This window comes from Armatimonas rosea (assembly GCF_014202505.1).
Taxonomy (GTDB): Bacteria; Armatimonadota; Armatimonadia; order Armatimonadales; family Armatimonadaceae; genus Armatimonas; species Armatimonas rosea.
Map to the genome: position 1 here is coordinate 1,593,864 of NZ_JACHGW010000001.1, position 25,181 is coordinate 1,619,044.

Below are 25,181 nucleotides of genomic sequence, written 5' to 3' on the forward strand. Positions count from 1 at the left end.
CTCCCCCCGCTTCGTTCGTTCCTCACTCCGCGACCCCCTCTCCCTCTTTTTCCACGTTCCGTGGGAGGAGAGGGAGAGGGGGTGCCGAGGGACGAGGCGGGGGAGTGTCCAGGGGGAACCCACCCCCTCTGACTCCCCCTCCCTTCCCCCCGACGAAGTCGGGTCTCAGGGGAAGGGAGGGGGCCGGGGGGAGGGATGTCTGGAGGGATGCCAAAGCTCCCGCCTCCGCAAGCGAGAAGCAGCAGGTTGGCAAGAGTGCCAGCGGGGGACGTAGCTCGGGGAAGCGCCGGGTGAGGGCGGCCAAGACAAGGGCCGGGGGGAGCGTGGGGCGCTGGGTCGTGGGGAGGTAGAGGGTCGGCACGAGCGGCTCGGGGGCGAGGTAGAGGACCCCAGGGCTCCAGGGCAGCCAGTCGTGCGGGCCAAGGAGTGCGAGGAGGGGGAGTTGCCCCCTAACCCCCGCCTGGCGGGGGGAACACAAGGAATCCGATTCCTTATTGTCCCCCCGTTTGACGGGGGTTAGGGGGGGGGAAGTCACAGCGAGTAGACGCTCCGTCACGCTGGCATCCAGCCGGGCGAGGCGCTCGGTGAGCAGGGCCACATCGGGGCCGAGGGCGACCAGGCCCGCAGGGGCGAGCGGGGGCTCGCGCGTGACCCACTCCAGTGCCACGCTCACACCCGTACCCACTCGATCAGCTTCTGGCGGAGCTGAGCCAGGTCGGTGGGGAGGCGCTCGGGGGCGAAGCTGGCGTCGATCTCCCGGAGCGCTCCCTCCAGGCGGAGCTTCCAAGCCGCGAGGGCCGCGGGCTCGTCGGGTGGGGCGGCGAGCAGCTTCTTAATGCCCCCCGAGAGCCGCTGCGCCCGCGCCAGCGGCCCGAGCGATGCCTCCTCCGCGGCGTGGGGAAGCGCCGCGTTCTCTGTTGCAACCAGCAGGGGGCGCAGTGCCTCCCGCGCGAGCGCCTGCTCCTCCCACGTCGGCACGGCATAGACCAGCGGCCAGAGATCGGCGGGGGTGGCCTCGGTGCGTCCAGCCAGGGTCGCGGCGGCAGCGATCAGGTGCTGGGTGCGAACGGCCCGTCGGTCGCTGAGGGTGATGCCCGCTTGCCGTAGCGTCCGAAGCGCCTGGGCCAGCGTGGGACGTACGGAGGCCAGCTCGACCTGGCGGCACGCCGCGCTCAGCAGGTCCAGGTCGGCGAGGGAGGCCAGGGGCGCACTCGCGCTGCTCTGTCGGTTCCAGCCCTGCTCCAGCAAGTCCTCCAGGAGCGGGTCGCCCACGGGATCGAGAAAGAGCCGGACGAGAAAGCGGTCCGCAAACGCCGCCAGCGCGCCTTCGTCGGGGAGGGCGTTGGACGCCCCGATACAGAGCCGGAGCGGCACCGTAAGCTGCGTGCTTCCCCGCCGGAAGCGCCGCTCGTTGAGGATGCCCAGGAGCGTGTTGAGGATCGCGGTCGAGCCGAGGAAGATCTCATCGAGAAAGGCCAGCTCCGCCTCGGGGAGCATCCCGCGGGTCTCGGTCTCGACAATCCCCTCGCGCAGGCGTCGCAGGTCGATGGGGCCAAAGAGCTCACTGGGCTCGGTGAAGCGCCCGAGCAGGTACTCAAAGTAGCTTCCCCCGATTGTCTGTGCCATGCGCCGCGCCGCCTCTGACTTGGCGGTTCCGGGTGGCCCGATGAGCAATAAGTGCTCCCCCGCCACCGCGCAGAGCGCAATCGCCTCCGCCACTGCCTCGCGCTCGATGAGCCCGCCCGCCGCGCTCTCCACCGCCGCCCGGAGCCGGGCCGCCGCTTCTGTCCGTGCTATCTCCATAACTGACGGTATAATTCGCCGTGCGTATTACCATTGACCTCCCTCCTGAGCAAGCCGTTCGTGTCCGTACCCTCTTGGGGGGCGAAGAAGGGGCCCGGCGCTTGCTTCTGCGTGTCCTGGGCAGCGTGCTCGATGCCGCCGTGCCGCTCGCTCCCAGCGCCGCGCTCACCGATACCCGCCCCGAGATTCCCGCCGCCATGAGCCTGGCTGGCGACCCGATCCGCCTCCATTCCCACGACCTGCCTGCCGATACTTTCGAGTATGAGCAAGCTGACAGTTCTGATTCAGAAGACACTCGGTCGCAAGACGGGCTCCGCCCAGGAGGCGAAGGAGCGCTTGAAGGCACTCCAGGCGCAGGCTAAGACGGTGCAAGAGACCAAGAAAGCCGCGTAGCCAATCAATCCAAGCCAAATTGGCCCGGACAACGAGTCCTCGGGTAATACGTGGTTCCCGTTGGGTATAATCGCCGCATGGGTACCGCGTTCCGTTATCGTCTCTTGCGGGTTCTCGTTGCAAGCGCAATCGTGGGAAGTGTTGGCGGCTGGGCCTTTAAGCGCCCCATGGTTGCCTATGCCTGCGATGGCTATGGGGACTGTAGCTACTCGAACAACACTCCGAAAGCACTCCAGAAGGTCGGGGTTGGTCTGGCGGCGGGCTACACGGTGCTGGATGTCTACCGCGTCCTCAAGCATAGCACACCGTCCGCGACCGCAGCGGGGTCGATCTTAAAGCGCACCCAGAGCCTGCCTTCAGAGTTTAGTGAAGTCGCAAAGCTGCTGAAGAATGCGGCACCTGCCGAAAACTACGACACCGATGGCCCCTACACCGTGCTCTGGCCGACCGATACGGCGCTACGAGAGGCACTAGGGGCAGAGCGCGTTGCGTTTTTACAGAGCCCTGCAGGTCAGAGCGCGGCGCAGGCACTGCTGAAACAGTGGACCCTCCCCTGGCGCTACACCCTCGCGCAGCTCCGCACCCTCAAGACCGTGCGCAACCTCGCGGGGGAGCCGCTGTCGGTTACCCTAGACGGCGATACCCTGCGGGTTGGGGGGGCAACCCTCGCCCTGAGTGAGTACCCCACAAGCAATGGCTGGATCCTGCCCGTGAGCAGACTGGTCGCGGAAGAGTAATGATGGATAAGACACAGAAACTGATCTTGGGAGTGGCGGCCGCCGCCGCTGCGCTCGCTGTCACGGCGGGCTGTGACAACCGGCGCGACGAGGAAGACGGGGGGGGCACGGGGGTCTACTCCAGCGGAGGAAGTAGCGGCGGCGCGCGCGTGTTCTCGTCGGGCGGCGGTAGCTTCGGCGGAGGGCGTGGGGCGTTCTCGGCCGGTGGCTAGCCCGACAACCTACACCGAACAGCGCCGCGCCTTCTTCGCCCGCTTCCCAGACTTCTGGAGCGATGTCGAGGGGGAGGAGTATGCTCTGCTCCAGACCCACACGCTCCGCCTCGACGACCATGCAGCGCTCCAGCAGGCCGCCCGGGCGATCTACCCGATCTTTGTCCGAACGGCGGCTCTGGTACGCACCCTCGACGATGCGACACTCTTGCAGCTTGGGCTCCCGCAGGAGACCCTCGCCGTGGTGCGCCAAGTAACTCCGGGAGTCAGTGATGTCCCCTTTGGGCGGCTCGATCTGATCCTAGGCCCCGACGGTCACTTCAAGCTGATTGAGTTCAACACCGATACCCCCGCCTTTACTCGGGAGTGCTTCGAGATCAATGGCAAGGTCTGCGCTCACTTCGGGCTGCCCGACCCCAATGCGGGCGAGACCGAGCGTCTGCTGGCGGTTGTCAGCCGGACACTCGGGGCGAGCCTGGCACACCTGCAAACCCACGAGGCGCGCCCGCTGGTTGTGGGCTCGTCGCTGGACGGCCATGTCGAGGACTGGGGGACGACCGAGTTTATCTGCGAGCTCCTCCGCAAGGTTCCCGGTATCGATGTCCGCCACATCCCCATCAGCCAGCTCGGGCTCACCGACGATGCGCTGGTAGACTCTGCCGACGGGCGGCCTATCGCGCTGCTCTACCGACTCTACCCGCTGGAGTGGTTTGTGCAGGACCGCGACGCGCAGGGCAATGCCCCCGGCGCCCAGCTCCTCGCGCTGGTGGAGCGGCGCTGTGTCGCGCTTCTCAACCCGCCCGGTGCCTTTCTCTGGCAGAGCAAGGCGCTCCAAGCCCTGATCTGGGGCCTCTACGAGCAGGGGAGCTTCTTCGACTCCGCCGAGCGGGAGACCATCGCGACCTACTTCCTACCGACCTACCTCGACCCCGCCTTTGCCGGAGAGCGGCATATCGTCAAGCCGTTCTACGGCCGCGAGGGGCACTCGGTGCGGCTACACGGCCCGGACGGCGCGGTGGAGACTGCGGGGGGCCTCGGCCTCTACGACGACCAGCCGATGCTCTGGCAGAAGTATGTCCCGATGCCCACGGTGGCGGTCACCACGGAGGCGGGGGAGAAGACCCTCTCGCTCCTGCACTCGATCTTTGTCCTCGACGGTGAGCCGAGCGCGGTGGGCCTGCGGGTGAGTGGGCCGGTCACCGACGACGACTCGCTTTTTCTGCCGGTTGCATTGGGCACGGAATTGGGGTAAGACAGGTCTATGAAACGATCCGCTGTCTGGTTTCTCCTGCTGCTTGCAGCGGCAGGCTGTGGCGCGGGTGGGGTCTCCCAGCTTCCCAAGGATCCTGGCCCCATCACCATCCGCTCAACCCCCACTCCCTACAAGGGCATCGGAGTGCCGCCCCCGCCTCCGTAAGGCTTACCCCATGGCACTCCCCGAACCGGAGCCGTCGCGCACCGTGGGATCGTTCCTGGTGGAGCGGCAGCCTGAGACCCTGACCGTGACGCTCCAGCACCAGGCGAGCTTTACCTGGAACGCGCTGGGCTTCTTTGCCTTCATGGCGAGCAGTGTTCTCATCTTAGGGCTGCTGGCAACCATCAAGTCCGCCCAGTGGGGAGTCAGCTCCGCCGCCGATTTCTTCGCTCCTAAAAAGAACCACTTTGGCTTTCTCTGGCTCGCCTCGACCCTGGGCCTGCTGATCGGCTTCCCGCTCTACCTGCGCCATACCTACAAGCCGACCATCACGTTTCTCTTCAATGCGCGCAATGGGACGATCTTTCGTAACAATGTGCTGGTCACCCGCTTTCGCCGGGTCGAGAGTATCCGGGTCCATGAGCACGGCGACCCCGCGGGACGTTATCTCTACGCACTCAGCCTACTCCACACCGATGGCCACGAGGAGGCGATCTACGAGGTCTACGAGGAGCGTGATGCCCTCACCCTCGCCAATGAGATCGCGACCTATGTCAAGCGCCCCGTGACCTTCAAGTAAGCCGCCTACGGCAGCGCAAGGGCGTAGGCTCCTATCCCCTCCCCGTTGGGCGTCCACGCCCAGTAGAGCAGGCGCTTCTGATCGTGCGTGAGCCGGAAGTTGTGTGCGTCGTGGGGCAGTGTCGCGAGCTTCTGCGGCGCGCCTCCCCGAAGCGGAAGGCGCCAAATCTCACAAAACCCGTCCTCCATCCTCAGGCGGCTGGCAATCCAGCGCACCAGCCCCTTGCGCTCAATCGTGTAGTAGCTAGAGACCAGCAGCGCCTCCGGTGTGTAGGCAAGGAAACTGTAGTTGCCACGATCGGGGGGGAGTGCCAGTTTGTGGTGCGCTCCAGGCGGGGCTCCCGGAAACAGGGGGACCAGCTCAAACTCCGTCTGGTGAGCAAAGACTGCTTGTCCATTGGGGAGGAACTGCCTGAGCGCGAAGCCGGGCTTGAGGGAGGGAGCCTTGAGAGCCCGTGGAGCCTGCGCCGCGAGGTCGTAGCGCTGCAAGGAGCACTCGCCGGAGCTAAGCTGCTTGAACTCCACCCAGCCGCTGCTATCCGGGAGCCAGCGCAGCGCTCTTGCCTGTATGTGTTCGTCCTGATACTTGTTGAGAACAGGGATAAAGCTACCATCTGCCGGCCAGAAGCGCGAGGTCCCGTCCGACGTGCTCAAGAGCCGCCAGCGGGTACCCAGTGGCCCTCCGGAGTCTTCCCAACCCCAGACATGGCTCTCTTGGTAGAGGAGCCACTTACCATCGGGTGAGATGCCCCGCTCGGAGCGCACGTAGCCCTCGCTGTAGCCATCGCCCCGGCGCTTCCCACGGGGCACTGGGGGTGGCGTCGGGAGGCGCGAGAGTGTCCCTGTGTGGAGGTTGGCGATGAGGACGTCGGGGGGCTCGCTGGTATGCTGCACAAATGCTACGTCGTCGCTGAGCCACTCACAGACCTGCATATCGTTGAGAACCGGGACGGGCTGCCCGATGCTCTTAGGGCGCGTGAGCTGGTAGGTCGCCGCCCCGGTGAGTGTGAAGAGAACCAGCATCCCCAGCCCAATAGTCAGATTCTGTCGGCGTGAGAGTCCCATATTACTTATCCTCGGGGAGAGCCAGTAGGTAGGTACCGTGCCCGTTACGACAGAGGAGGTGCTTCTGGTCCGGGGAGAGCTGCTCGTCGTAGGTCTCGAAGGGGAGCCCTGTGATTCGTGTGTAAGCATCGCTGTTGAAAGTGATGCGCCATAGACTCTGCCGGCTGTCCTCTTGGTGAAAAATGCGCCCCATCCACGCAGCGAGGCCTGTTTTGGGGGCCGTGGTGACCACTCCTAGGAAGGTGTTACCCTCCACAGCGAGTATCGTATCGAGGTCACCAGATCCGAGGCGAAGAGAGTAGAGGGGGGAGGGAGCGCGCCCCGGGAGGGGAGAGCAGAGCTGAAGTGTCTGCTCCGAGGGATCCTTAAAAACCAGGCGACCATCGGGAGTGATGGTCTTCAGATGGGGACGCTCAGAGTGAAACTGAGGAAAGGTAAGGCGCTCGGGGGCACCATCGACGGCATCGAGGCGAAAACGCTCCCATAGCTGATGGTGGCCGCGCCTTTTTAAGGCGACACTAATCCAGCCGCTACTATCTGGGAGCCAGTAGGCACAGGGGACGGGCTCGGTAATTTCATCAGGGGCGGGCCGGAAGCTCCCATCGGCGGGAAACATCCGCGTCTCGCTACCGTCCATTCGCACCGCTCGCCAGCGGACACCGTAGGGGAGTGTGTTCTTGGAACCTCCTCCCTGGCTCTCTTTGTAGAGCACCCAGCGCCCGTCGGGCGAGGGAATCAGATCAAGCGTGTCGTCTGGGAGAAAGGGGAGTGGTGTCAATCGCCGAGTCGCGAGGTCAAAGCGCATCGGAGTGCCCTTTTGTTCCTCGATGAGGAGCAGTGCATCGGAGCCCAGCCAGCGTACCAGGTAGCCGTCACTTATTCCCGAAAGAAGCTGGGTGCGTGAGGTCAGGCGGCTTGCCAAGACAGCTATCACGAGCAGGGCAACGAGCGCCAGTGCTCCGAAACCTAGGGGGATGTTCCGACGGCGTGCGAGTCCCATGTTATTTCCCCTTTGGGAGCGTCAGCAAGTACGTCGCACGGTTTTCAAAGTCGCACTGCGAGTACAGAAGCTTTGTGCCGTCTGGTGAGAGCGAGAAGTCCGTCACATTGCCAGCAACGAGTAGCTCTGGTGCCCCTCCGTGGAGTGCGATGCGCCAGAGGCCCGCTTTGGGGCTCTCTAAGAAGCAGGGGAGCCAGTCGGCAATACGTTTTTGAGGGGCAGTCGAGTAGCCGAGAACAAACAGATACTTACCATCCTGTGAGAACGCGAGTGGCCACGGTCCTCCGTGATGCCCCGGCCAGTGCGCGTCGAGAGGGCTATGTCGGATATCAAGCTCTCTTGGCTGGGTTCCCGGTGCGTTTAGGGATATTGCCGTGTGGCGGAACGATCTATCTTCGTTAAAGATGAGCTCTGATTCGCAGGTGATGGCTACCAAGGTGCCGTGTTTTGGGACAGGAAGTCGCGTGGCAGAGAGATTCTGGCCTGCTATCGCAAAGCGATAGGCAACTCGCTTAAAGTCTTGGGTTGATCCGATACCCACCCAGCCACTGCTGTCGGGCAGCCAGTGGGGAGATAAATAGTCACCCGGTGCAGGGAAAGGAATAAGTTGTGTGCCACTACCATCAGGATGGACGAGACGCCAGCGGCTGAATATGATTTTATCCTTGGTGTAGCTCGATTCTGTGTAGAGGAGCCACTTGCCATCGGGTGAGGGATAAGGAGTGCTTCGGTTCGAGTCTTCCTCACTTCCAAGTGTCGGTAAGCTTGGGAGTGGCCTCTTCGTCTGGGTTTTCAGGTTGAATATGTCCGACGCCCGCCCGTGATCCATACCCATTGAAAGAGGGTCTTCTGGGATTCCTATAATAAGCTGATCATTGCCCAACCAGCCAAATACTTTGCGGTCGTCTAACTCCGAGATACGCTGGCTCGAGAGTGGTTGGGGGAGAGACTCCAGTGAGGCGAGGTGAGAGTGTAGGACAAGCCCAGCCAGTGCAAATAGCTGTAAACCCACGTTGGCAGCAGCGATGATCTGGCGTCGAGTATATCCCATGGAGAATTATATCAGTGGGAGCGAATCGGCGTCGGGCGGCGTAGGGTGTGTGCGTCGCCCGACGCAAGTTTTTAGCCTTAGACAGTGACGATATCGTCCATGACTCCGACGCGTAAAACACTTTTGCCCTGCTCGGCTACCACCTGACCCCCGTGAGCGGGACTACGACCAGTGAATCTCACTATCGCCGAGTAGGGTCTGGATGAAGTTCAACTGCCCGCTGTGGTAGAAGAGATGCACGATCATCGAGCGGCAGTGGTCTGCGCGACTCGCCTCGCCCAGTACGCCCGGCACGATCTCTTCGATCTCCTCGACCGACATTCCCTCTAATATCTGCACCACGGCTTCGGCGGATGCCTGAAACGAGCGTCTCGTCGCCTCCTTGGAGTGCAGCTCCTCCGGTGCGACCGCCCAGCCGCTCGGCGTATCGGTCGAGGGTTGACGCAGGAGATCCCGACAGAGCCGCTCATTGGTCAAACGAACCTCGTAGGCGATATCGGCGGCGGTCCGTGCCTTGCCGCCCAGGGACTTCACGAAAACCTCCTCCGGTAGGTTCTCGATATCCTGCTGAAAGAACCGAAACACGCGTGTGACGCTACCCAGCGTCTTGTCTTTTGTATTCACTCATCTACTCCTATCGTAAATCAAACCGTTCTATGATGACCGAGTCTCGACGAGTAGTCGAACGAGCGACGACAAAATCGACAGGGTGGGAAAGTTTCTTTTTGGCCCAAATTCCGCGCCGACTCCGACGACTAGGTGCGTGACTGGAAGGAAAACCGGTTGATGCACGTCGAATCTTAGCCTCATGACAACCGAGAACGAGCCGGGGCTCTGGCCGAAGGCCACCCACGAGACGCGACCCTGGGCCTACTGGTGGTGGATGGGCAGCGCGGTCGATGAGGCGAACCTGACCCGCGAGCTGACCCGCTACCGCGATGCCGGAATGGGGGGCGTGCATATCATCCCTATCTACGGCGCGAAGGGCTTTGAGAAAGGCTTTGTTCCGTACCTCAGCCCGCGCTGGCTGGCGCTCCTAAAACACACCCTCACCGAGGCCGAGCGGCTGGGGCTGGGGATCGACATGACGGTGGGGACGGGCTGGTGCTTGGGCGGGCCGAACGTGCGCGACGAAGACGCCAACCAGACCGTGGTGGTTCGCCCCGATGGCAGCCTCACCAGCAAGCCCAGCGGCCAGAAGGTCAAGCGGGCGGCGCCCGGCGGCGAGGGATGGATGGTCAATCCGGCGTCGGAGCGCGCCATGCGCCGCTTCATGGAGCGCTTCACCCGCGCCTTCTCCGGCTGGAAGGGGCCGTTCCCGCGCGCGATCTACCAGGACAGCTACGAGTACAGCAACGACTGGGCCCCCGAGCTCCTTGAGGCATTTGAGAAGAAGCACGGCTACCGCCTCCAAGACCACGCCGACGTTCTCCAACCTCTTAAACCCCCTTCGCGCCCGCGAAGCGGGGAAAACGGCGAAGGGGGTCGGCTGGAGCGAGGAACGAGCGGAAGCCGGGGGGATGTCCGGGCCGAGGCCGAGCGCATCCTCGCCGACTACCGCGAGACCCACTCCGACCTGATGATCGAGCGCGCCCAGCCGGTCTGGATCGCCTGGGGCAAGCGGCGCGGGATGCGCTCCCGCTACGAGGCCCACGGCGCGCCCGGCAACCTCCTCGACCTCTACGCCCTCGCCGATATCCCCGAGACCGAGATGTTCCGCGACGACCGCAGCATTTTAGTGAGCAAGTTTGCGTCCTCGGCGGCCTATGTCACGGGCAAGCAGCTGGCATCGGCGGAGACCGGCACCTGGCTCAAGGAGCACTTCACCGAGACTCTCGGTGACCTCAAGGTGCTGGTCGATGAGATGTTTCTCTCGGGGATCAACCATATCTTCTGGCACGGGACGATCTACTCCCCCGACGAAGCGGCGTGGCCGGGGTGGGTGTTCTACGCCTCGACCCAGATGAACCCGCGCAACCCGATCTGGCGCCACGCCAAGGCGCTCCACGACTACATCACGCGCTGTCAGTCGTTCTTGCAGGCGGGCGAGCCGGGGAGCGATGTGCTGCTCTACTGGCCCTACCACGACCTCCTGCACTCCCAAAAAGGCCGCATCGAGAAGCTCACGGTCCACCAGCGTGGGTGGCTGGAGAAGCAGAGCATCGGGCCGCTCGCCCAGGAGCTCTTTGACCGGGGCTGGCAGTTTGACTTTGTCTCGGACCGCATGCTCGCCAAGAAGCTCCCGGCGCGCTACAAGGCCGTAGTCGTTCCTAAGACGACGCACCTCCCGCCCGAGACTCTGGCGCGGCTCAAGCGGCTCGCGATCCCGGTTTTCTTCGTGGACGCGCTCCCCAGCGATGTTCCCGGCAACGGCAGGCTCCCCGAGCGCCGCGCCAAGCTCGAAGCCGCCAAGCGCGGCCTGCGCCCCATGCCCCACGCCGAGCTGGAGGCCGCCCTCACCCAAGCCGGCGCAAAGCGGGAAGCCCTCGCCGACCTAGGCCTCAGCGTCGTGCGCCGGACCCTCGACGGCAAGACCGTGCGCTTCGTGGTCAACCCCACAGACAAAAACGTCTCCCTCCCAAGTAGCGTGGGCCGCTGCCTCAACCCCCTCACCGGCGGCGAAGGCAGCCACGAGCTCGCCCCCAAGGCCTCGGCTATCCTAACCTCCCCCTTCGCAGTGAGGAACGAGCGATTGCCGCACCCAGAAGGTACCCGGGTCGCCGTCTCAGCGGCGGGGGGAGGTAAAACGGTGGGGGTGTCAGGCTGGGAGGTGGTCTTCCTCGAAGGCGGCCCCGCTCTGCCGCCGCCGTTTTCCTGCGAGAAGCTTGGCTCTTGGACCGAGCAGGGGGCGGCGTACGAGGCGTTCTCGGGGACGGCACGCTACACGACGGTCTTTGATGTCGCGCCGGGGCGCTATACCCTGGACCTAGGAATGGTCTGTGAGAGTGCAGCGGTGCGGCTCAACGGGAAAGAGCTCGGAACCGTGATCCTCGCGCCGTTTACTCTGGAGATTGAGGTGACCAAGCCCACGGGCAATGTGCTGGAGATCGAGGTCGCGAGCCGCGCGATGAACCGGATTCGAGACCTGGACCGGCGTGGGGTGGTCTGGCAGAACTTCTACGACATCAACTTTGTCAATGCGGACTACAAGCACTTCGATGCCAGTGGCTGGCCCGTGACTCCCAGCGGGCTCCTCGGGCCGGTGACCCTGAAATAAAAACAGCCCCCTCGCCCAGCTTAGGGGGAGGGGGCCGTTGGGCCGGACTCAGCGCCGGCGGAGGAAGGTGGGGATATCTAGCATATCGGTCGCTACGGTAGCAGCGGGAGCCTTCTGCGGCGCCGTGCCACCATCCTCGTGAGGATCGGCCGCGACACCGACAGGGGCAGGGGCCGCTGCAGGGGTGTCGTTGCTATTGCCACGGGAGAAGATGGTCTCCACACGCGCCGGGCTAGGCATCGGGGTGGTGCTGGTTGCCGAGACGCTGGGCTTCTTCGCACCGCCGCTGTTCTGGAAGCCGGTCGCCAGAACCGTGATTCGCACCGCTCCCTGCAGGCGCGCATCGACCACGGTACCAAAGATGATATTAGCATCCTCGGCATCGGTCTTCTCGCGGATCAGGTCGGCGGCCTCGTAGACCTCGGCAAGGGTGAGGTCCGGTCCTGCGGTGACATTGACCAGGACGGCACGTGCGCCCGAGATCTCGGTCTCCAGGAGCGGAGAGTTCACCGCAGCCTGTGCGGCCTCGATCGCGCGATGATCGCCCTCGGCAAAGCCGATTCCCATCAAGGCTGTCCCTGCATCCCGCATGACGGTCTTGACATCGGCGAAGTCGACATTGATCAGGCCCGGGATGGTGATGATATCGGAGATACCCGCCACACCCTGGCGCAGGACCTCGTCGGCCTCTTTGAATGCCTCGACTAGGGTCGCACGCTTCTCAACCACATTGAGCAAGCGGTCGTTGGGGATCACGATCACCGTGTCCACATTGCCCTTGAGCCGATCGATTCCCTCTTCGGCCAGGCGTGCACGCCGTGGCCCCTCAAAACGAAACGGCTTGGTGACCACGGCCACGGTCAAGATGCCCATGTCCTTTGCCACCTCGGCGATCACGGCCGCCGCACCCGTCCCGGTGCCGCCGCCCATGCCTGCCGTAATAAAGACCATGTCGGCTCCATCCAGCGCCCGCTGGATCTCCGACTTGCTCTCCTCCGCGCTCGCTCGCCCGATCTCGGGATCACCGCCTGCGCCGAGTCCATTGGTCAGGCGCACACCCAGCTGCATCGTGTTCTCTGCCGCTGTTGTCTTGAGCACCTGAATATCGGTGTTCATCGCCCAGAACTCGACCCCTGCCAGTCCTGCCTCGATCATGCGATTGACCGCGTTCTGTCCGCCGCCGCCTACGCCGATCACTTTGATTCGCGCAAACGGGTCCAGTGTCGTATTACTCATCCCGCTACCCCGTCCTTCCATTGATTGCCTCTTGCCCGATTAACACCTTGAACAAATGATTAAGGAAACTTTGTTTTAGGTTCCTTCTTCCTGATTAAGTGTCCTTCAAAACAGTTGTTTGTATTGTGTAAATTCTATCAAGCGCTCCGTCGCTGTGGCAACAAAGCGCTCAGCCGCGCCAGGATTCCCCGGGGGCGGCGAGTTTGTTTCGGTGTGACCCGTTTTGCTCCCCATTGTATCAGCCCAAACGCCGTCGCAAAGCTCGGCGGTGCCAGGCCCGCTGCCTGAGCGCTTGCGGCTCGGACACAGCCGAGCCGGACCGGCATTCCCAGCACTTTTTCCGTGAGGGGCACCAGCCCCGGTAAGAGCGCCCCGCCGCCACAGAGCACGACACCCGCCGGTAGGGCATCGAAGAGATTGCTCCGCAAGAGCTCCTTGCGAACCAGCTGCATCTGCTCCACACAGCGCGCCTCGATCACCTCCGCGAGCTCACGACGCGCCGCCTGTCCCTGTCCATCGCTGCCCAGGAGGACATAGGGCAGGGTCTCCTCCGGGGAGAGTGCCTCGGGCTGGGCGCAGCCCGAGGCGCACTTGATCCGCTCCGCCTCCTCCAGCGATGTCCGCAAGAACGCGGCGACATCGCGGGTGACCAGCTCGCCCCCCACGGGCACGACCCCGGAGTGGCAGATCTCGCCCTGCCGGAAGAGCGCGATATCGGTGGTCCCGCCGCCGATATCGAGCAAGGCGACCCCCAGCTCCCGCTCCGCCGGCAGGAGAACGGCCTCGCCGGAGGCCATGGGCTCCAGGATCAGCTCCTCGATTGCCAGCCCCGCTTTCTCGACACAGGCAGTGACATTGCGTAGCAAGGCCGATGCCCCCGTGACAATATGCGTGTCTACCTCAAGGCGCGTCCCACACATCCCGACCGGGTTCTTAATGCCCTCTTGGCCGTCGAGCGTGAAGTAGCGCGGTAGCACATGCACAATCTCCCGGTCGGGGGGCAAGACAATCAAGCGAGCGCTCTCCAGCACCCGCTCGACATCGGCGCGGCGCACCTCGCGCTCCGGGCTGAGCACCGCGGCCACCCCCCGGGCATTGAGGCTGGCGATATGCTCGCCCGTGATCCCCACCAGCACCGACTGAATCTCCACCCCCGCCGCGGTGCCCGCCATGTCCACCGATGCCGAGATCGCCTCGACAGTCCGGGCCATGTCCACCACCGCGCCGCGCCGCAGGCCGCCGCACGGTACCGTCCCCACCCCCAGGAGCTTGATGCCCTGGCCCGCCTGTGCCTCTGCGACCAGCGTACAGACCTTGGTGGTTCCGATATCCAGTGCGACAACCAGCTCGCTCATTAGGCTCCTGTACTCTGGGCCTGAGGCTGGGCAAGCCGCTGGCTCAGCCAGTAGCGCCGGATCAGGGAGAGGTTGGTAAAGACGCGCCCTCCGAGCAGCACCACCGCCGCCAGGTGCAGGTTGACCCCGATCCTATCGCCGAGGTAGGCCAGGAGCGCGGCCAGCACGGTGTTGATGGCAAAGCCCGAGAGCAGGATATTGTCCTGGAACTTGCCCTCCACCCCCGAGCGGATTCCACCGCAGACCGCATCGAGGCCTGCGAGGGCCGCGAGCGAGAGATAGGGGGCAAAGACCGCAGGCGTGGTGTACTGCGAGAGGTAGACCCCTGCAAAGCCGATAATGCCGCCGATGGCGGGAAACAAGACGCCGGTTCTAAGTGTCACTGGGCACCTCCTGTTGCTTTCTCTGCCTCTTCTGCTTGGCGCTGTGCCTGCTCCGCCTTTTGCTCGGGGGCGGGCTTGGCGAAGCGCAAGGGGGTCGCCCCGGAGAAGGCAGGGAGGGTGAGGTTGGTGGCCTTGTCCACGGTCACCATCTCCGTATCGACAAAGTGGTCCTTGATCCCTCCGCGCATCAGCAGGCCGGACTGGATCAGATCCGGGTCCCCGATTGCCTTGATGATCACGGGAGAGCCGGCGGTGGGGACGGCATTGATCTGGACATTGTTGCCCACGCAGCGAATGGCGGTGGTGTTCACAACCCGCTGGCCGTTGATGGCGATCGCCTCCGCGCCCGCGTTTTTGAGCTCATTGACCACATCGCGGATATTGGCATCGTGGATGAGGTAGTCGGCGGTCATGGCCTGCCAGTCGCTATCGCTGATCCCCTTGGGCTTCTCCGGCTGCTTCTTGGAGTCGCGGAGGGTGACCACCACGCCGGGCCCCGTGACCGGGGTGAGGCCGGCGAGGGTATTGACCTTCTGGAGCTCCTGGGCGATCACCTTGGTGCTCGTGCCACCATCGGCGGCCATCGCCTCGGTGTACTTCCGGTTCTGGTCGAGGAGCTGGGTGACACGCTTACGGAGCTCGACATTCTCGTCGCGTTGTTTGGTATAGGCCTCGGCCATGGCGGCCGTGCTGGTATTGCCCACGAGATCACGGCGGATCCTATCTTGCGTCTTGAGTGAGAGCGCAAGAAGTCCGCCCATGATCGTGGAGAGGAGGGTGATCTGGGTGAGCCAGGGCCGGTGGCGGCTGGAGGGGGTCAGGACGATACTCATGGTTTTATCTGTGGCTTCGTTGTTGGTGTAGTTGGGTTGATCAAACCGACCGCGGGTGCGTCGAATGCAAATAAGTTGATGTACAAATTAGGTGCATTGCCTTTTAGATCAGGCCGCTCCACAAAAAGTTGCTCCAAAGAATGGAGTTTCTGAGGGATTTTTTCCCCAGACCCTAGCTTCACGAGCACCCCACCTTGGCTCACTAAGCATACCTTCGAATCCTTATCGATTTCAATCTGTTTCAGCGGGAAATCTTTATAGTCAAGCGACCACCCAACACACTCCTGAGCGGTTTCTATCCCCACCGATGGCAAGACGATACCAGGAAGTACCTCCCACGGAGCACAGTCTGAGACTAAAATGCGTACCAGGCCCGCTTCTGGCTCTTTCGTGGTCCGAAATGGGATCAGATTACGGTCGATAGTGTGCCAATGACCATCATAGGTGCGTACTGTTGCCCAAGGAGTGCGCTCCGTGACCTGTACCGTAAGCTTACCAGGGAGCGTCTTCTTGATGGTTGCGTGCTCAATCCCTGGCAGGCGGGTGATCGCGTGGGCCCAGTCTGCCGTGGGGGCGAGGAAGAGGTTTTGGGTGGCAGGGACCGCGAACTGCGCCGCGATCTTGTGTGTCGGGACAGTGGCGACCCCTTCCAGCTCCAGCGCCTTGACCCGAAACCGGGGGGAGGCCAGCGCGACCACAACACACTCGCCCAGCAAGACCAGGACCGCGATCCAGAGCGCAAGCCGGAGCTTGTTGATCTTGCGGCGGTTGACCGGTTTTCTGCGCCGCGCGATGCGGCGGTGGGCGACAGGGCGAGCGTGTGTGCGGACCATCTTATTTTTCCTTCGCGTAGCCAATCAGCATGTCAAGCAGCTTCTCAAACGAGATCCCCGCCGCCGCCGCCGCCTTGGGCAGCAGGCTGGTGGGGGTCATTCCCGGGATGGTATTGGTCTCCAGAACCACGCAGCCATCGTCGGTGACAAACATATCGGTGCGGCTCATGCCCCGGCAGCCGAGCAGGCGGTGGCACTCCAGCGCCAGCTCCTTGGCCTCTTTGGTGTCTTCCTCGCTCAGGCGTGCGGGGCAGATCTCCTGGGCACCATCCACACTGTACTTGTCCTCGAAGTCAAAGAACTCGTTCTTGGGGATGATCTCCACCGGTGGCAAGGCGACACAGTCGTCGTTGCCCAGCACCGCGACCGTGATCTCCGTCCCTTGGACACACTCCTCGATCAGCGCGGTGGTGTCGTAGCGGAACGTGTCTTTGAGCGCCTCGGCGACCTCCTCGGGGGCTTTTACCAGGCGCGTGCCGTAGCTGGAGCCCTGTCGGCAGGGCTTGATGACCACGGGATAGCCGAGCTGGAGCCCGATCTCCTCGCTGGCCTTGCGAATCCGCGCGGACTCAGTCTTCTTGAGGGTCATGCCTGCCGGGGTGGGGATGCTCGCGCTGGTGCAGAGCAGCTTGTAGCGCGCCTTGTCCATCGCCAGCGCCGATGCCAGCACGCCGCTGCCAGTGTAGGGAATCCGCAGGGTCTCCAAGAAGCCCTGGACACTGCCGTCCTCGCCGCCCGGCCCATGAAGCGCGATAAAGACCACATCAGGGAGGCCGTCTTTTTCGAGCTGTGGGAGCTGGGTGAGCGCTGTCACCGAAGCCCCCCCTGCCCCCACGAGTGGGGAAGCCTCACCCGGGAGCTGTGCCAGACCCGTGGCGGTGTCTATCGCGTAGACCGCGTACTTCTCAGGATCGAGCGCGTTGAGAACCTGCGTCCCTGTTGCCAGGGACACACTACGCTCGGCGGACTGACCGCCCATCAAAACTGCTACTTTTAACTTGTCGTTCATTTTATCTTTCGGGCGGCTAAAGCGGCCCGCTGGGTACCCTCTGGGTGGTCGGCAAGGAGGCTAAAGCCCCCTCAGAAAGGTTTCGGCCTGTTCGCGGATGTTGCCTGCGCCCATAAAGAGAGCCACATCGCCGGGTTTTAGTTCCCGCTGTAGGGTGGCGGGGAGGGCGTGGCGGTTCTTGACCAGAGTTGCTCTCTGTTTTTGGGGGGCCATCTCTCCGCCTTCGTAGGGCTCAGGCACCTCTCTTCCCCCCATGGTTCGTTCCTCACCGGGAAGAGAGGTTGGCTTACCATCATAGGTTTGCCCCTCTTCCCGCGACGGAGGAGCAATAGGGGAAGAGGGGAGGCGCTCTAAGGCGCGGGGAGATGGCGCGATGCGGCCGGGGGAGATGGCATTCACCTTCGCTAAAAGCTCTTCGATCAGCCCGGGCTGCTCGGGCTCTCGGGCGAGGTAGATATCGGTGAGATAGAGCGCATCGGCTCCCGCGAGCGCCTCGCCGAAGGCGTCGAGAAAGTCGCGCGTTCGGGACGGGAGGTGCGGCTGGTAGATCGCGACAATCCGGCGGTCGGGGTAGGCTTGCCGCGCGGCTTGCAGGGTCGCTCGGATCTCCGTGGGATGGTGCGCGTAGTCGTCCACAACGGCTATATCGCCCGCCGTGCCCAGACGCTCAAACCGCCGGCCCGTCCCCGTAAAGGCTTCTAGACCAATCACGACATCTTGGAGAGCTAAGCCGAGTCTTTCTGCTGCTGCTGCTGCCCCAAGAGCATTCAATATATTATGATTGCCTGGAACCTGCAGGCGAACTTGTTGTGGCTCTTCGCTACGATAACCACTTAACCGAAAAGCATCTCGATCTCTATCCGGTGTCCAAGTACCGCCGACAAAACCAAAAGAGCCAGCTGTTCCCCAGTGTTTGCCGAGAATCTTTTGTGCTGTTTGCGACGGGGTTGCTGAGCAGAGAAGAGGAATTCTTGTATGGCTTAGGAACCGCTCGAAGGCTTTGTAGAAGTTTTCTTCGGAGCCATGAAAGTCTAAATGGTCGGGTTCGCAGTTGGTGATGACGGCGATGGTGGGCGACAGGCAATCGAGGCCGCCGTAGGCTTCGCAGGCTTCGGCGACGACGAGGTCCGGGTCGCCGTTTTGGGAGTTGCCGCCAATCAGCGGAAGGTCGCCGCCGATGAGGACGGTGGGGTTGAGGCCGGCGTGGATCAGGATGCTGGCGATCATCCCTGTCGTGGTGGTTTTTCCGTGCGTCCCGGCGACGCAGATAGACGTTTTTGCGGCGTTGACGATACTGGCGAGGGCTTCGGGGCGGCGGTAGACGGGGATGCCGCGCGAGAGTGCCTCGGCGACCTCGGGGTTTTGCTCGTTGACCGCATCGGTGGCGATGAGGGCGGCGGTGTCGGGGGCGAGGTTCTCGGTGGCGTGGGCGGTGTAGACCGTGCAGCCGGCACTCTCCAGGCGGGCCTTGGCGGTGGGGGAGATGCCCGGATCGCTGCCGCGCACCACACGCCCGCGCTGGGCGAGGACATAGGCGATCGCGCTCTGGCCTGCCCCCCCGATCCCGACAAAGTGCAGCGGACCATGGGGGAGTGGGCGGACATCGGCAGGCGAGCTAGGGCGCGGGACAGGCATCGTTATTTGATTCCCGCTCGCTCGAAGAACTTCTGGCTGGGGCGCTCCTTGGAGAGAAGCGGCGTCTTGCTTCCTCCCTCACGGTAGAACGGGCGGCAGGAGATTCCCAGCAGGATGCCCAGGCCGCAGAGAGTGGGCACCAGCGACGAGCCCCCGTAGGAGATGAGGGGGAGGGGGATTCCGGTGGTCGGGGCCCACGAGGTCACGACCGCGATATTGAGGAGGGCTTGGGCGGAGACCAGAGCGGTCAGGCCCGTGGCGAGGAAGCGGCCAAAGGGGTCCTTGGTGCGCAGGGCGATACTGAACCCACGGCAGGCCAGGCAGAGGAAGGCGATGAGGACCGCCGACGTACCAACCAGCCCTAGCTCCTCCCCGACCACGGCGAAGATAAAGTCCGTGCGCTGGGCGGGCAGGCCGCCGGGGCGCTTCTCGTGGCCGAAGGTGAAGCCGACCCCGGTCGCGCCGCCACTGCCCAGCGCCACGAGGCTCCGCCAGACCTGGTAGCCGTCTTTGTCCTTATCGGCCTCGGGGTGGAGGAAAGTCGTGATGCGGCGCATGCGGTAGTTGGGCTCCTCCGGGTGGGACTTGCTCGGCAGATAGAGGGTCCCCACCGCTAGGAGCGAGCAGGCCAGGGTGACCACGAGGAGGTACTTGCGCCGTACACCCGCCGCCGCGAGCAGGATCAGGTAGGCAAAGAACATGGTCGCGGCCGTGCCTAGGTCGGGCTGGCGCTCGGTGAGGATCATCGGGACTCCCACCGCGACCGTCAGCCAGAAGACACCGCGGGCGGTCTGGACATAGGCACGCCGCTCCGCCAGGAGCCACGCCAGGAAGACAACCATCGCCAGCTTTGCGAGCTCGGAGGGCTGGAGCTGAATGGGGCCTAGGGCGATCCAGCGCCGGGCACCTAGCGAGACAAGCCCTATTCCCCAGACCAGCAGCAGCAGGATGATCGAGAGAATAAAGCCTGGCACGGCGATACGCTTCAGCCACCAGTAGGGAATCCGCGAGCAGATAAAGAGCCCCGCAAAGCCAATTGCTGCGGAGAGAACCTGCTTACGGGCGAAGTGGAACGGATCGTTGTTGTAGTCGTCGTAGGCGCGGGCGATGCAGTACGACGAGTCGTAGACCATGACGATCCCAAACACCACCAGGACTAGGATGATGACAAAGAGCCACCAGTCCGCCGCAAACCGTCGCTGATTTCCATTCATAATAGAGTTCCTACCGCTTCCCGAAAGACCTGTCCGCGCTGCTCAAAGCCGGTGAACATATCAAAGCTGGCAAAACCGGGCACGAGCAAGACCGTCTCGCCGCGCCGGGCATGGGCGCTCGCCTGCTCGACTGCCGCCTCCAGAGAGGGAGCGAGCTCGCTGGCGGTGTAGCCCACTTTCAGGAGCTCCTCTCCCAGAAAGGGCCCATCCTCCCCGATCAGCACGACCCGGCGTGCATGGCGTGCGAGGGCATCGACCATCGGCTGGATGTCCCCACCCTTGTGCCGTCCGCCCGAGATCGCGATCACCTTTCCGGGGAGCGACGAGAGCGAGGCGGCGACCGCGGCGGGGTTGGTGCACATGGAGTTGTTGATGTAGAGAATCCCCTCGCGCTCCCCCACCACCTCCATCCGGTGCGCCACTCCCTTAAAGCCCCGGAGACCGTCGGCGATCTTTCCGGGGTTCAGCCCAAACGCGAGCGCCATCGACGAGGCCGCGCAGGCATTGGCGAGGTTGTGGACACCGGGGACGCGCAGCTCCCGCGGGTCGAGGTGCAGCGATGAGTGCAGGGTGGGGGCCTCGCCGTGGAAGGGAAGCCGCATCGCCTTACCAATGCCCCCGCCCAAGCACCGCACGTAGGTATCGTCGGCGTTGACCACCGCAAAGTCGCTGTGCTGCTGGGCCGCGAAGATCCGCGCCTTGGTCTGGCCGTACTCGGTCAGGGTGGCGTAGCGGTCCAGGTGGTCGCTGGAGAGGTTGAGCCAGGCCGCGACCTTGGGCCGGAAGCTGCTGACCCACTCTAGCTGGAACGATGAGATCTCCGCCACGATCACGGCGTCCTTGGGGGCGGCCATGGCGGCCTCGATCAGGGGCAGGCGCTTGCCATGGTCCTCGGCGATATTGCCGGCGACAAAGGTCTTGCGGCCCGCGGCTTGGCAGATCGCGCCCAGCATCGCGGTCGTGGTGGTCTTGCCATTGGTGCCGGTGATGGCGAGGATCGGGGCCTTGGCGAGGCGGTAGGCGATCTCGATCTCGCTGGAGACCTCGATCCCGCGCGCCAGGGCCTGCAAGAGCGGCGGCGCAGTCGGGGGGACACCGGGGGAGGGAACTACCAGCACGAGGCTCTCGGGGAGCTCGGTGCTACCTAGCTGGAGGGTGACACCGGGAATGGCGAGTGCCTCGGCGACCCGTGCGGGGGGGAGCAGGGACTCGGGCTTGGAGTCGCAGATCACGACCTCCGCACCCTCGGCCACCAGCACACGCGCGGTGGCGATACCCGTGGCCGCCAGCCCGATCACAGCCACTCTCATCGCACACCGCCAAAGAAGAGAATGCCTACGAGCGCCATGACCAGCGCCACCATCCAGAAGCGCACGACCACCTGAACCTCGTGCCAGCCCAGCTCCTCGAAGTGGTGGTGCAGGGGGGCGCGCCGAAAGACCCGGTTTTGTTGGGCGTATTCTAGGCCGTGCTTGATCCGGCGGTACTTAAAGACATAGCGCTGGATCATCATCGAGGCGATCTCGACAATATAGACCGCTCCAATGATAAAGAGGAGTACCTCTTGCTGGGAGATAATGGCCGCCGCGCTCAGCCCCATGCCCAGCGCCAGCGAGCCCGTGTCGCCCATGAAGACCCGCGCGGGGTAGGCATTGAAGCACAGAAAGCCCGCACAGGCCCCCGCGAGTGCGCCGTAGAACACCGCCTGCTCCGGCGTGACCCCGCTGATGGCGTAGGCGCAGTAGGCCAGCGCGGATGAGGCAATTAAAGTCGTGCCGCTGGCGAGGCCGTCTAAGCCATCCGTAAAGTTGACCGCGTTGCCAAAGCCGATAACACAGAGCGCGGCGAGGACATAGTACAGGGGGCCAAGGGGGACACCCAGCACCATTGTGTCTAGCTTGATGAAGTACAGGTAGAGGGCAAAGCTAAAGGCGACACCCGCCTGGAGGCCCAGCTTTGCCCGCTCCGAGAGGCCCGCCTTGTTCTGCTTCTTGCGCGCCTTCCCCAGGTCGTCCAGCACCCCGATCATGCCGCCGCAGAGAAAGACCAGCAGGGTCGCCACCAGGTGCGAGCGCCCTGAGGTGGTCAGCAGTCCCGAGCCGCTCTCGGTCGCCTGAAAGCGCTCCCAGACCAGCCAGCCCAGGGTGGCGAGGCCGGTCGCACTCAGGATCAGCAGGCCTCCCATGGTCGGGGTGCCGTGCTTGAGCTTGTGTTTTTCAGGGGCGTTCTCGCTGATGGGCTGGACACCTTTCTTGGCCTTGAGGAAGGCGATCAGGCGCGGCCCCAGCGCGAGAACCAGCGCAAAGGCGATCAGAAACGGGGCTCCGGGGAGCATCATTCGTGTTTTCCTCCACTCCACTCGGGCTGGAGGGCCTTGACCACGCGCTCAAGCTCCATGGCACGAGAGCCCTTGGCCAGGATGACATCACCGTCTTGGGCGATAAAGGCGATCGCCTCGGCGGCCTTGGCGGTCTGGTCGAAGTAGAAAACATGGTTGCGGTCGAAGCCCTCGGCGATCGCGGCGGCAGAGAGAAACGTGGTCTGCTCCCCAACCAGCACGAGCATGTCGAGCTTGAGCTTGGCCGCCACCCGCCCGACCATCTTGTGGGCCTCTTCGGCAAAGCGCCCCAGCTCCTTCATCTCGCCCAGGACCGCGATCCGCTTGCCCGTGCCGTGGAGCGGGGTCTCGGCGAGGGTCTGGAGCGCCCCGACCATGGAGTCCGGGGCGGCGTTGTAGCAGTCGGCGATCACGGTAGCACCGCAGGCGGCCTTCACCTCTTCCAGGCGCATGGCGGGCGGCTCGAAGCGCAGCAGGGCCTTGGCGAGCGAGTCAAGGGGAATCTCCAGCGCGGCTCCGGCGGCGATCCCGAGCAGGGCGTTCTGGATATTGAAGCGCCCCGCCGACGGCAAGAAGGCTTTTTGGGTGCCCCAGGGCGAGTGGATCGTGAAGCGCCAGCCGTTTTCCTGGCGCACGATATCGCTTGCCTGAACATCCGCTTTTGCCTCTAGCCCGACGGTCAGCACGCGGCCACGCGCCTTTGTCGCAAGGGTCTGCGCGAAGTCGTCGGTGGCGGGATAGATCGAGATTCCGTTCTCGGGGAGTGCCTCAAAGAGCTCCGCCTTGGCGTTGGCGATCCCCTGGCGGCTTCCCAGGAGCTCGATATGCGAGAGCCCGATTCCCGTGATGATCCCGACCGTTGGCTGGGCGATCCGCGCCAGCTCCGCGATCTGCCCCGCGCCGCGCATGCCCATCTCCAGGATCCAGGCGGTCGCACTCTCTGGCGCGCCAAAGATGGTCTGCGGGACTCCTATCTCGTTGTTGAAGTTCGCGCCGGACTTGGCGACCGAGAACATGGTCTCAAGAAGAGTTCCCGTGAGCTCTTTTGTTGTTGTTTTTCCGACACTTCCCGTGATGCCAAGCACCGGCCCTGTGAACGTCTTGCGCACGGCCAGAGCGAGATCTCCTAGCGCCGTCGTGGTGTTTTTGGCGACTAGCACAGGGACGGTTGCGGCGAGGCTGTGGTCGGCGACAACCGCCGCCGCGCCCGCCCCGATCGCTTGCTGCACGTAGTTGTGTCCGTCGAATTTTTCTCCCTTGAGCGCGACAAAGAGCGCCCCCGGCTGGATCGTCCGGGTGTCGGTGGAGATGCCGGTCAGCGGCAGGTCCTCAGTGGGGACGGGGGCACTAAGCGCGGCGGCTGCCTCGGCGAGGGTTAGTGCGAAAGGCATTTTTCAATCTCCTCTCGGGCGACATCCTGATCGGAGAAGGGGTGCTTGGTGTGCCCGATAATCTGGTAGTCCTCGTGGCCCTTGCCGGCAATGACAATCGTGTCGCCTTGCTTGGCCATTCCCACCGCCAGCGCGATCGCCTTGCGCCGGTTCACCTCACGGTACACCTGGGCTCCCTCACTCGTGGGGGCAGGGGGGGCCATACCCGCAGTGACATCGTCGAGGATGCGCTCTGGGTCCTCGGTGCGGGGGTTGTCGCTGGTGGCGATGGCGATATCGGAGAGCTCCCGGGCGAGGCGGCCCATGATCGGGCGCTTGGTGCGGTCCCGGTCGCCGCCGCAGCCAAAGACCGTGATGAGCCGTCCGGGGGTGAGCGGACGCGCCGCCTTTAAGACATTCTCGACCCCATCGGGGGTGTGGGCGTAGTCCACGAGCACGGCGAAGTCCTGGCCTGCCTGCACGGGATGGAAGCGGCCCGGCACGGGGGGACAGGCCGCCAGCCCCGCCGCGATAGTCTCGGGCGAGAAGCCCCGCGCGACCCCGTAGCCAATCGCTGCCAGCACGTTGCCGATCTGGAAGGTGCCCCCAAAGCCTAGCCGCACGACCACGTCCCCGAGGGGCGTCTTGGCGGTAAAGCGCAGGGAGTCCACGGCGAGCTGGACGTCCACCGGCCAGATATCCGCGCCTGCTTGTCCCGACGGTGAGTAGGTCAGGGTCTGCTGGGCGGTGTTGCTTGCGGCGTAGCGTGCGCCCGCGGCATCGTCGGTGTTGAGCACCGCGACACGGGGGGCGTAGTCCCGAAAGAGCATGCCCTTGGCCGCTTCGTAGGCCTCCATGGTCTTGTGGAAGTCGAGGTGGTCCTGGGTGAGGTTGGTGAAGGCCGCGATATCGAACGTGCAGCCCGCCGTGCGCCCCATGACCAGGGCGTGCGACGCCACCTCCATCGTGGCGGAGGTCGCGCCGGCGGCGAGCATCTCAGCAAAGAGGCGCTGGAGGTCGGGGGACTCCGGGGTGGTCCGGTCGTGGGGCAGGGCCGTCTCCCCGACTGTCGCCCCCAGGGTTCCAATGGTTCCCGTTGTCTCACCCGCCGCCCGCGCGATCGCGTCCATGAGGCGCATCGTGCTGGTCTTGCCATTGGTGCCCGTCACTCCCGCCAGGTTGAGCCTCTCGGTGGGGTTGCCCCAGAAGGCACAGGCGAGGGGGGCGAGCGCCTCGCGGCAGCTCTTGACCAGCAGGTAGGGGACGCCGGCGGGGACCGCCTCCGCACGCTCGACCACCAGCGCGGCCGCGCCCCGTGCCACGACATCGGCCAGGAAGTTGTGGCCGTCGAAGCGCTCGCCCACCACGGCGACAAAGAGCGCGCCCGCGGCGACGGCGCGGGAGTCGTACTCCAGCCCGGTGAGAGTGGCCTCCCCAAAGCACTGTGCGCCCGGGAGGGCACCGGCAAGTTGTGTTAGTGTTGTCATCTACGTCTTCGGTTCTT

The 25,181-nt window shown here is 64.1% G+C and carries 25 protein-coding genes; 7 read left to right on the plus strand and 18 right to left on the minus strand.

Translation table 11 applies throughout. The annotated features are described in order from the left end of the window. Positions 1-22 precede the first annotated feature (22 nt). Positions 23-673, minus strand: coding sequence for a bpX5 domain-containing protein (locus HNQ39_RS07390; protein ID WP_184193301.1), 651 nt, complete (start codon positions 671-673; stop codon positions 23-25). Beyond that, positions 670-1,803, minus strand: a complete 1,134-nt coding sequence (locus HNQ39_RS07395) for an AAA family ATPase (RefSeq protein WP_184193302.1) — start codon at positions 1,801-1,803, stop codon at positions 670-672. Before HNQ39_RS07395 ends, HNQ39_RS07390 begins: the two co-directional genes overlap by 4 nt. A 20-nt stretch (positions 1,804-1,823) precedes the next feature. Between HNQ39_RS07395 and HNQ39_RS07400 the strand changes: the two genes are divergently transcribed. The 6 genes from HNQ39_RS07400 (at position 1,824) to HNQ39_RS07425 (ending at position 5,139) form a co-directional block, all read left to right on the plus strand. Beyond that, positions 1,824-2,165, plus strand: a complete 342-nt coding sequence (locus HNQ39_RS07400; RefSeq protein ID WP_184193303.1) for a hypothetical protein — start codon at positions 1,824-1,826, stop codon at positions 2,163-2,165. 108 nt (positions 2,166-2,273) lie between these two features. Further along, positions 2,274-2,933, plus strand: coding sequence for a fasciclin domain-containing protein (locus HNQ39_RS07405; protein WP_184193304.1), 660 nt, complete (start codon positions 2,274-2,276; stop codon positions 2,931-2,933). Continuing rightward, on the plus strand, positions 2,933-3,145 hold the full coding sequence (locus HNQ39_RS07410; RefSeq protein ID WP_184193305.1) for a hypothetical protein: 213 nt from the start codon (positions 2,933-2,935) through the stop codon (positions 3,143-3,145). The genes HNQ39_RS07405 and HNQ39_RS07410 overlap by 1 nt, the downstream gene beginning before the upstream one ends. Beyond that, positions 3,138-4,397 carry a glutathionylspermidine synthase family protein gene (locus HNQ39_RS07415; protein WP_184193306.1) on the plus strand — a complete coding sequence of 420 codons (1,260 nt, stop codon included), beginning with the start codon at positions 3,138-3,140 and terminating at the stop codon, positions 4,395-4,397. Before HNQ39_RS07410 ends, HNQ39_RS07415 begins: the two co-directional genes overlap by 8 nt. A gap of 9 nt (positions 4,398-4,406) precedes the next feature. Continuing rightward, entirely contained in the window at positions 4,407-4,562 is a 156-nt protein-coding gene (locus HNQ39_RS07420; RefSeq protein ID WP_184193307.1) for a hypothetical protein, read from the plus strand. A gap of 10 nt (positions 4,563-4,572) precedes the next feature. After that, on the plus strand, positions 4,573-5,139 hold the full coding sequence (locus HNQ39_RS07425) for a hypothetical protein (RefSeq protein ID WP_184193308.1): 567 nt from the start codon (positions 4,573-4,575) through the stop codon (positions 5,137-5,139). A gap of 5 nt (positions 5,140-5,144) precedes the next feature. On the opposite strand, the gene HNQ39_RS07430 is transcribed toward HNQ39_RS07425, so the two are convergent. From HNQ39_RS07430 to HNQ39_RS07445, 4 genes are all read right to left on the minus strand, one after another. Further along, entirely contained in the window at positions 5,145-6,203 is a 1,059-nt protein-coding gene (locus HNQ39_RS07430; protein ID WP_184193309.1) for a hypothetical protein, read from the minus strand. Between the two features lies 1 nt (position 6,204). Then, entirely contained in the window at positions 6,205-7,203 is a 999-nt protein-coding gene (locus HNQ39_RS07435) for a TolB-like translocation protein (protein WP_184193310.1), read from the minus strand. A 1-nt stretch (position 7,204) separates the two neighbouring features. Then, positions 7,205-8,254: a TolB-like translocation protein gene (locus HNQ39_RS07440; RefSeq protein WP_184193311.1), complete on the minus strand. Its 1,050-nt coding sequence runs from the start codon at positions 8,252-8,254 to the stop codon at positions 7,205-7,207. A 162-nt stretch (positions 8,255-8,416) separates the two neighbouring features. Next, the gene (locus tag HNQ39_RS07445) at positions 8,417-8,878 is read right to left on the minus strand and encodes a DinB family protein (protein ID WP_184193312.1); all 462 of its coding nucleotides are present in this window, start codon (positions 8,876-8,878) and stop codon (positions 8,417-8,419) included. A gap of 184 nt (positions 8,879-9,062) precedes the next feature. Between HNQ39_RS07445 and HNQ39_RS07450 the strand changes: the two genes are divergently transcribed. Next, on the plus strand, positions 9,063-11,471 hold the full coding sequence (locus HNQ39_RS07450; RefSeq protein WP_184193313.1) for a glycosyl hydrolase: 2,409 nt from the start codon (positions 9,063-9,065) through the stop codon (positions 11,469-11,471). 48 nt (positions 11,472-11,519) lie between these two features. Here HNQ39_RS07450 and ftsZ read toward each other — a convergent pair whose 3' ends face one another. The 12 genes from ftsZ to HNQ39_RS07510 form a co-directional block, all read right to left on the minus strand. Beyond that, a complete protein-coding gene (gene ftsZ, locus HNQ39_RS07455; protein WP_221289875.1) occupies positions 11,520-12,707 on the minus strand; it encodes a cell division protein FtsZ in 1,188 nt (395 codons plus the stop codon). A 137-nt stretch (positions 12,708-12,844) separates the two neighbouring features. After that, positions 12,845-14,062 carry a cell division protein FtsA gene (ftsA, locus tag HNQ39_RS07460; protein WP_184193315.1) on the minus strand — a complete coding sequence of 406 codons (1,218 nt, stop codon included), beginning with the start codon at positions 14,060-14,062 and terminating at the stop codon, positions 12,845-12,847. Continuing rightward, positions 14,062-14,445 (minus strand): DUF1290 domain-containing protein, encoded by a 384-nt coding sequence (locus tag HNQ39_RS07465; protein WP_184193316.1) that lies wholly within the window; start codon positions 14,443-14,445, stop codon positions 14,062-14,064. The genes ftsA and HNQ39_RS07465 overlap by 1 nt, the downstream gene beginning before the upstream one ends. Then, complete coding sequence (locus HNQ39_RS07470) at positions 14,442-15,278, minus strand: DUF881 domain-containing protein (RefSeq protein WP_184193317.1); 837 nt, start codon at positions 15,276-15,278, stop codon at positions 14,442-14,444. Before HNQ39_RS07470 ends, HNQ39_RS07465 begins: the two co-directional genes overlap by 4 nt. Beyond that, complete coding sequence (locus HNQ39_RS07475) at positions 15,275-16,111, minus strand: cell division protein FtsQ/DivIB (RefSeq protein ID WP_184193318.1); 837 nt, start codon at positions 16,109-16,111, stop codon at positions 15,275-15,277. The genes HNQ39_RS07470 and HNQ39_RS07475 overlap by 4 nt, the downstream gene beginning before the upstream one ends. 1 nt (position 16,112) lies before the next feature. Further along, entirely contained in the window at positions 16,113-17,120 is a 1,008-nt protein-coding gene (locus HNQ39_RS07480; RefSeq protein ID WP_184193319.1) for a D-alanine--D-alanine ligase family protein, read from the minus strand. Positions 17,121-17,180: 60 nt separating this feature from the next. Then, positions 17,181-18,755 (minus strand): UDP-N-acetylmuramate--L-alanine ligase, encoded by a 1,575-nt coding sequence (murC, locus tag HNQ39_RS07485; protein WP_184193320.1) that lies wholly within the window; start codon positions 18,753-18,755, stop codon positions 17,181-17,183. 2 nt (positions 18,756-18,757) lie between these two features. Next, positions 18,758-19,969 carry a putative lipid II flippase FtsW gene (gene ftsW, locus HNQ39_RS07490; protein ID WP_184193321.1) on the minus strand — a complete coding sequence of 404 codons (1,212 nt, stop codon included), beginning with the start codon at positions 19,967-19,969 and terminating at the stop codon, positions 18,758-18,760. Further along, the gene (gene murD / locus HNQ39_RS07495; RefSeq protein WP_184193322.1) at positions 19,966-21,279 is read right to left on the minus strand and encodes a UDP-N-acetylmuramoyl-L-alanine--D-glutamate ligase; all 1,314 of its coding nucleotides are present in this window, start codon (positions 21,277-21,279) and stop codon (positions 19,966-19,968) included. Before murD ends, ftsW begins: the two co-directional genes overlap by 4 nt. Then, complete coding sequence (gene mraY / locus HNQ39_RS07500) at positions 21,276-22,307, minus strand: phospho-N-acetylmuramoyl-pentapeptide-transferase (RefSeq protein ID WP_184193323.1); 1,032 nt, start codon at positions 22,305-22,307, stop codon at positions 21,276-21,278. Before mraY ends, murD begins: the two co-directional genes overlap by 4 nt. Then, a complete protein-coding gene (locus HNQ39_RS07505) occupies positions 22,304-23,698 on the minus strand; it encodes a UDP-N-acetylmuramoyl-tripeptide--D-alanyl-D-alanine ligase (RefSeq protein WP_184193324.1) in 1,395 nt (464 codons plus the stop codon). The genes mraY and HNQ39_RS07505 overlap by 4 nt, the downstream gene beginning before the upstream one ends. Continuing rightward, on the minus strand, positions 23,683-25,164 hold the full coding sequence (locus HNQ39_RS07510) for a UDP-N-acetylmuramoyl-L-alanyl-D-glutamate--2,6-diaminopimelate ligase (RefSeq protein ID WP_184193325.1): 1,482 nt from the start codon (positions 25,162-25,164) through the stop codon (positions 23,683-23,685). Before HNQ39_RS07510 ends, HNQ39_RS07505 begins: the two co-directional genes overlap by 16 nt. Between the last annotated feature and the right edge of the window lie 17 nt (positions 25,165-25,181).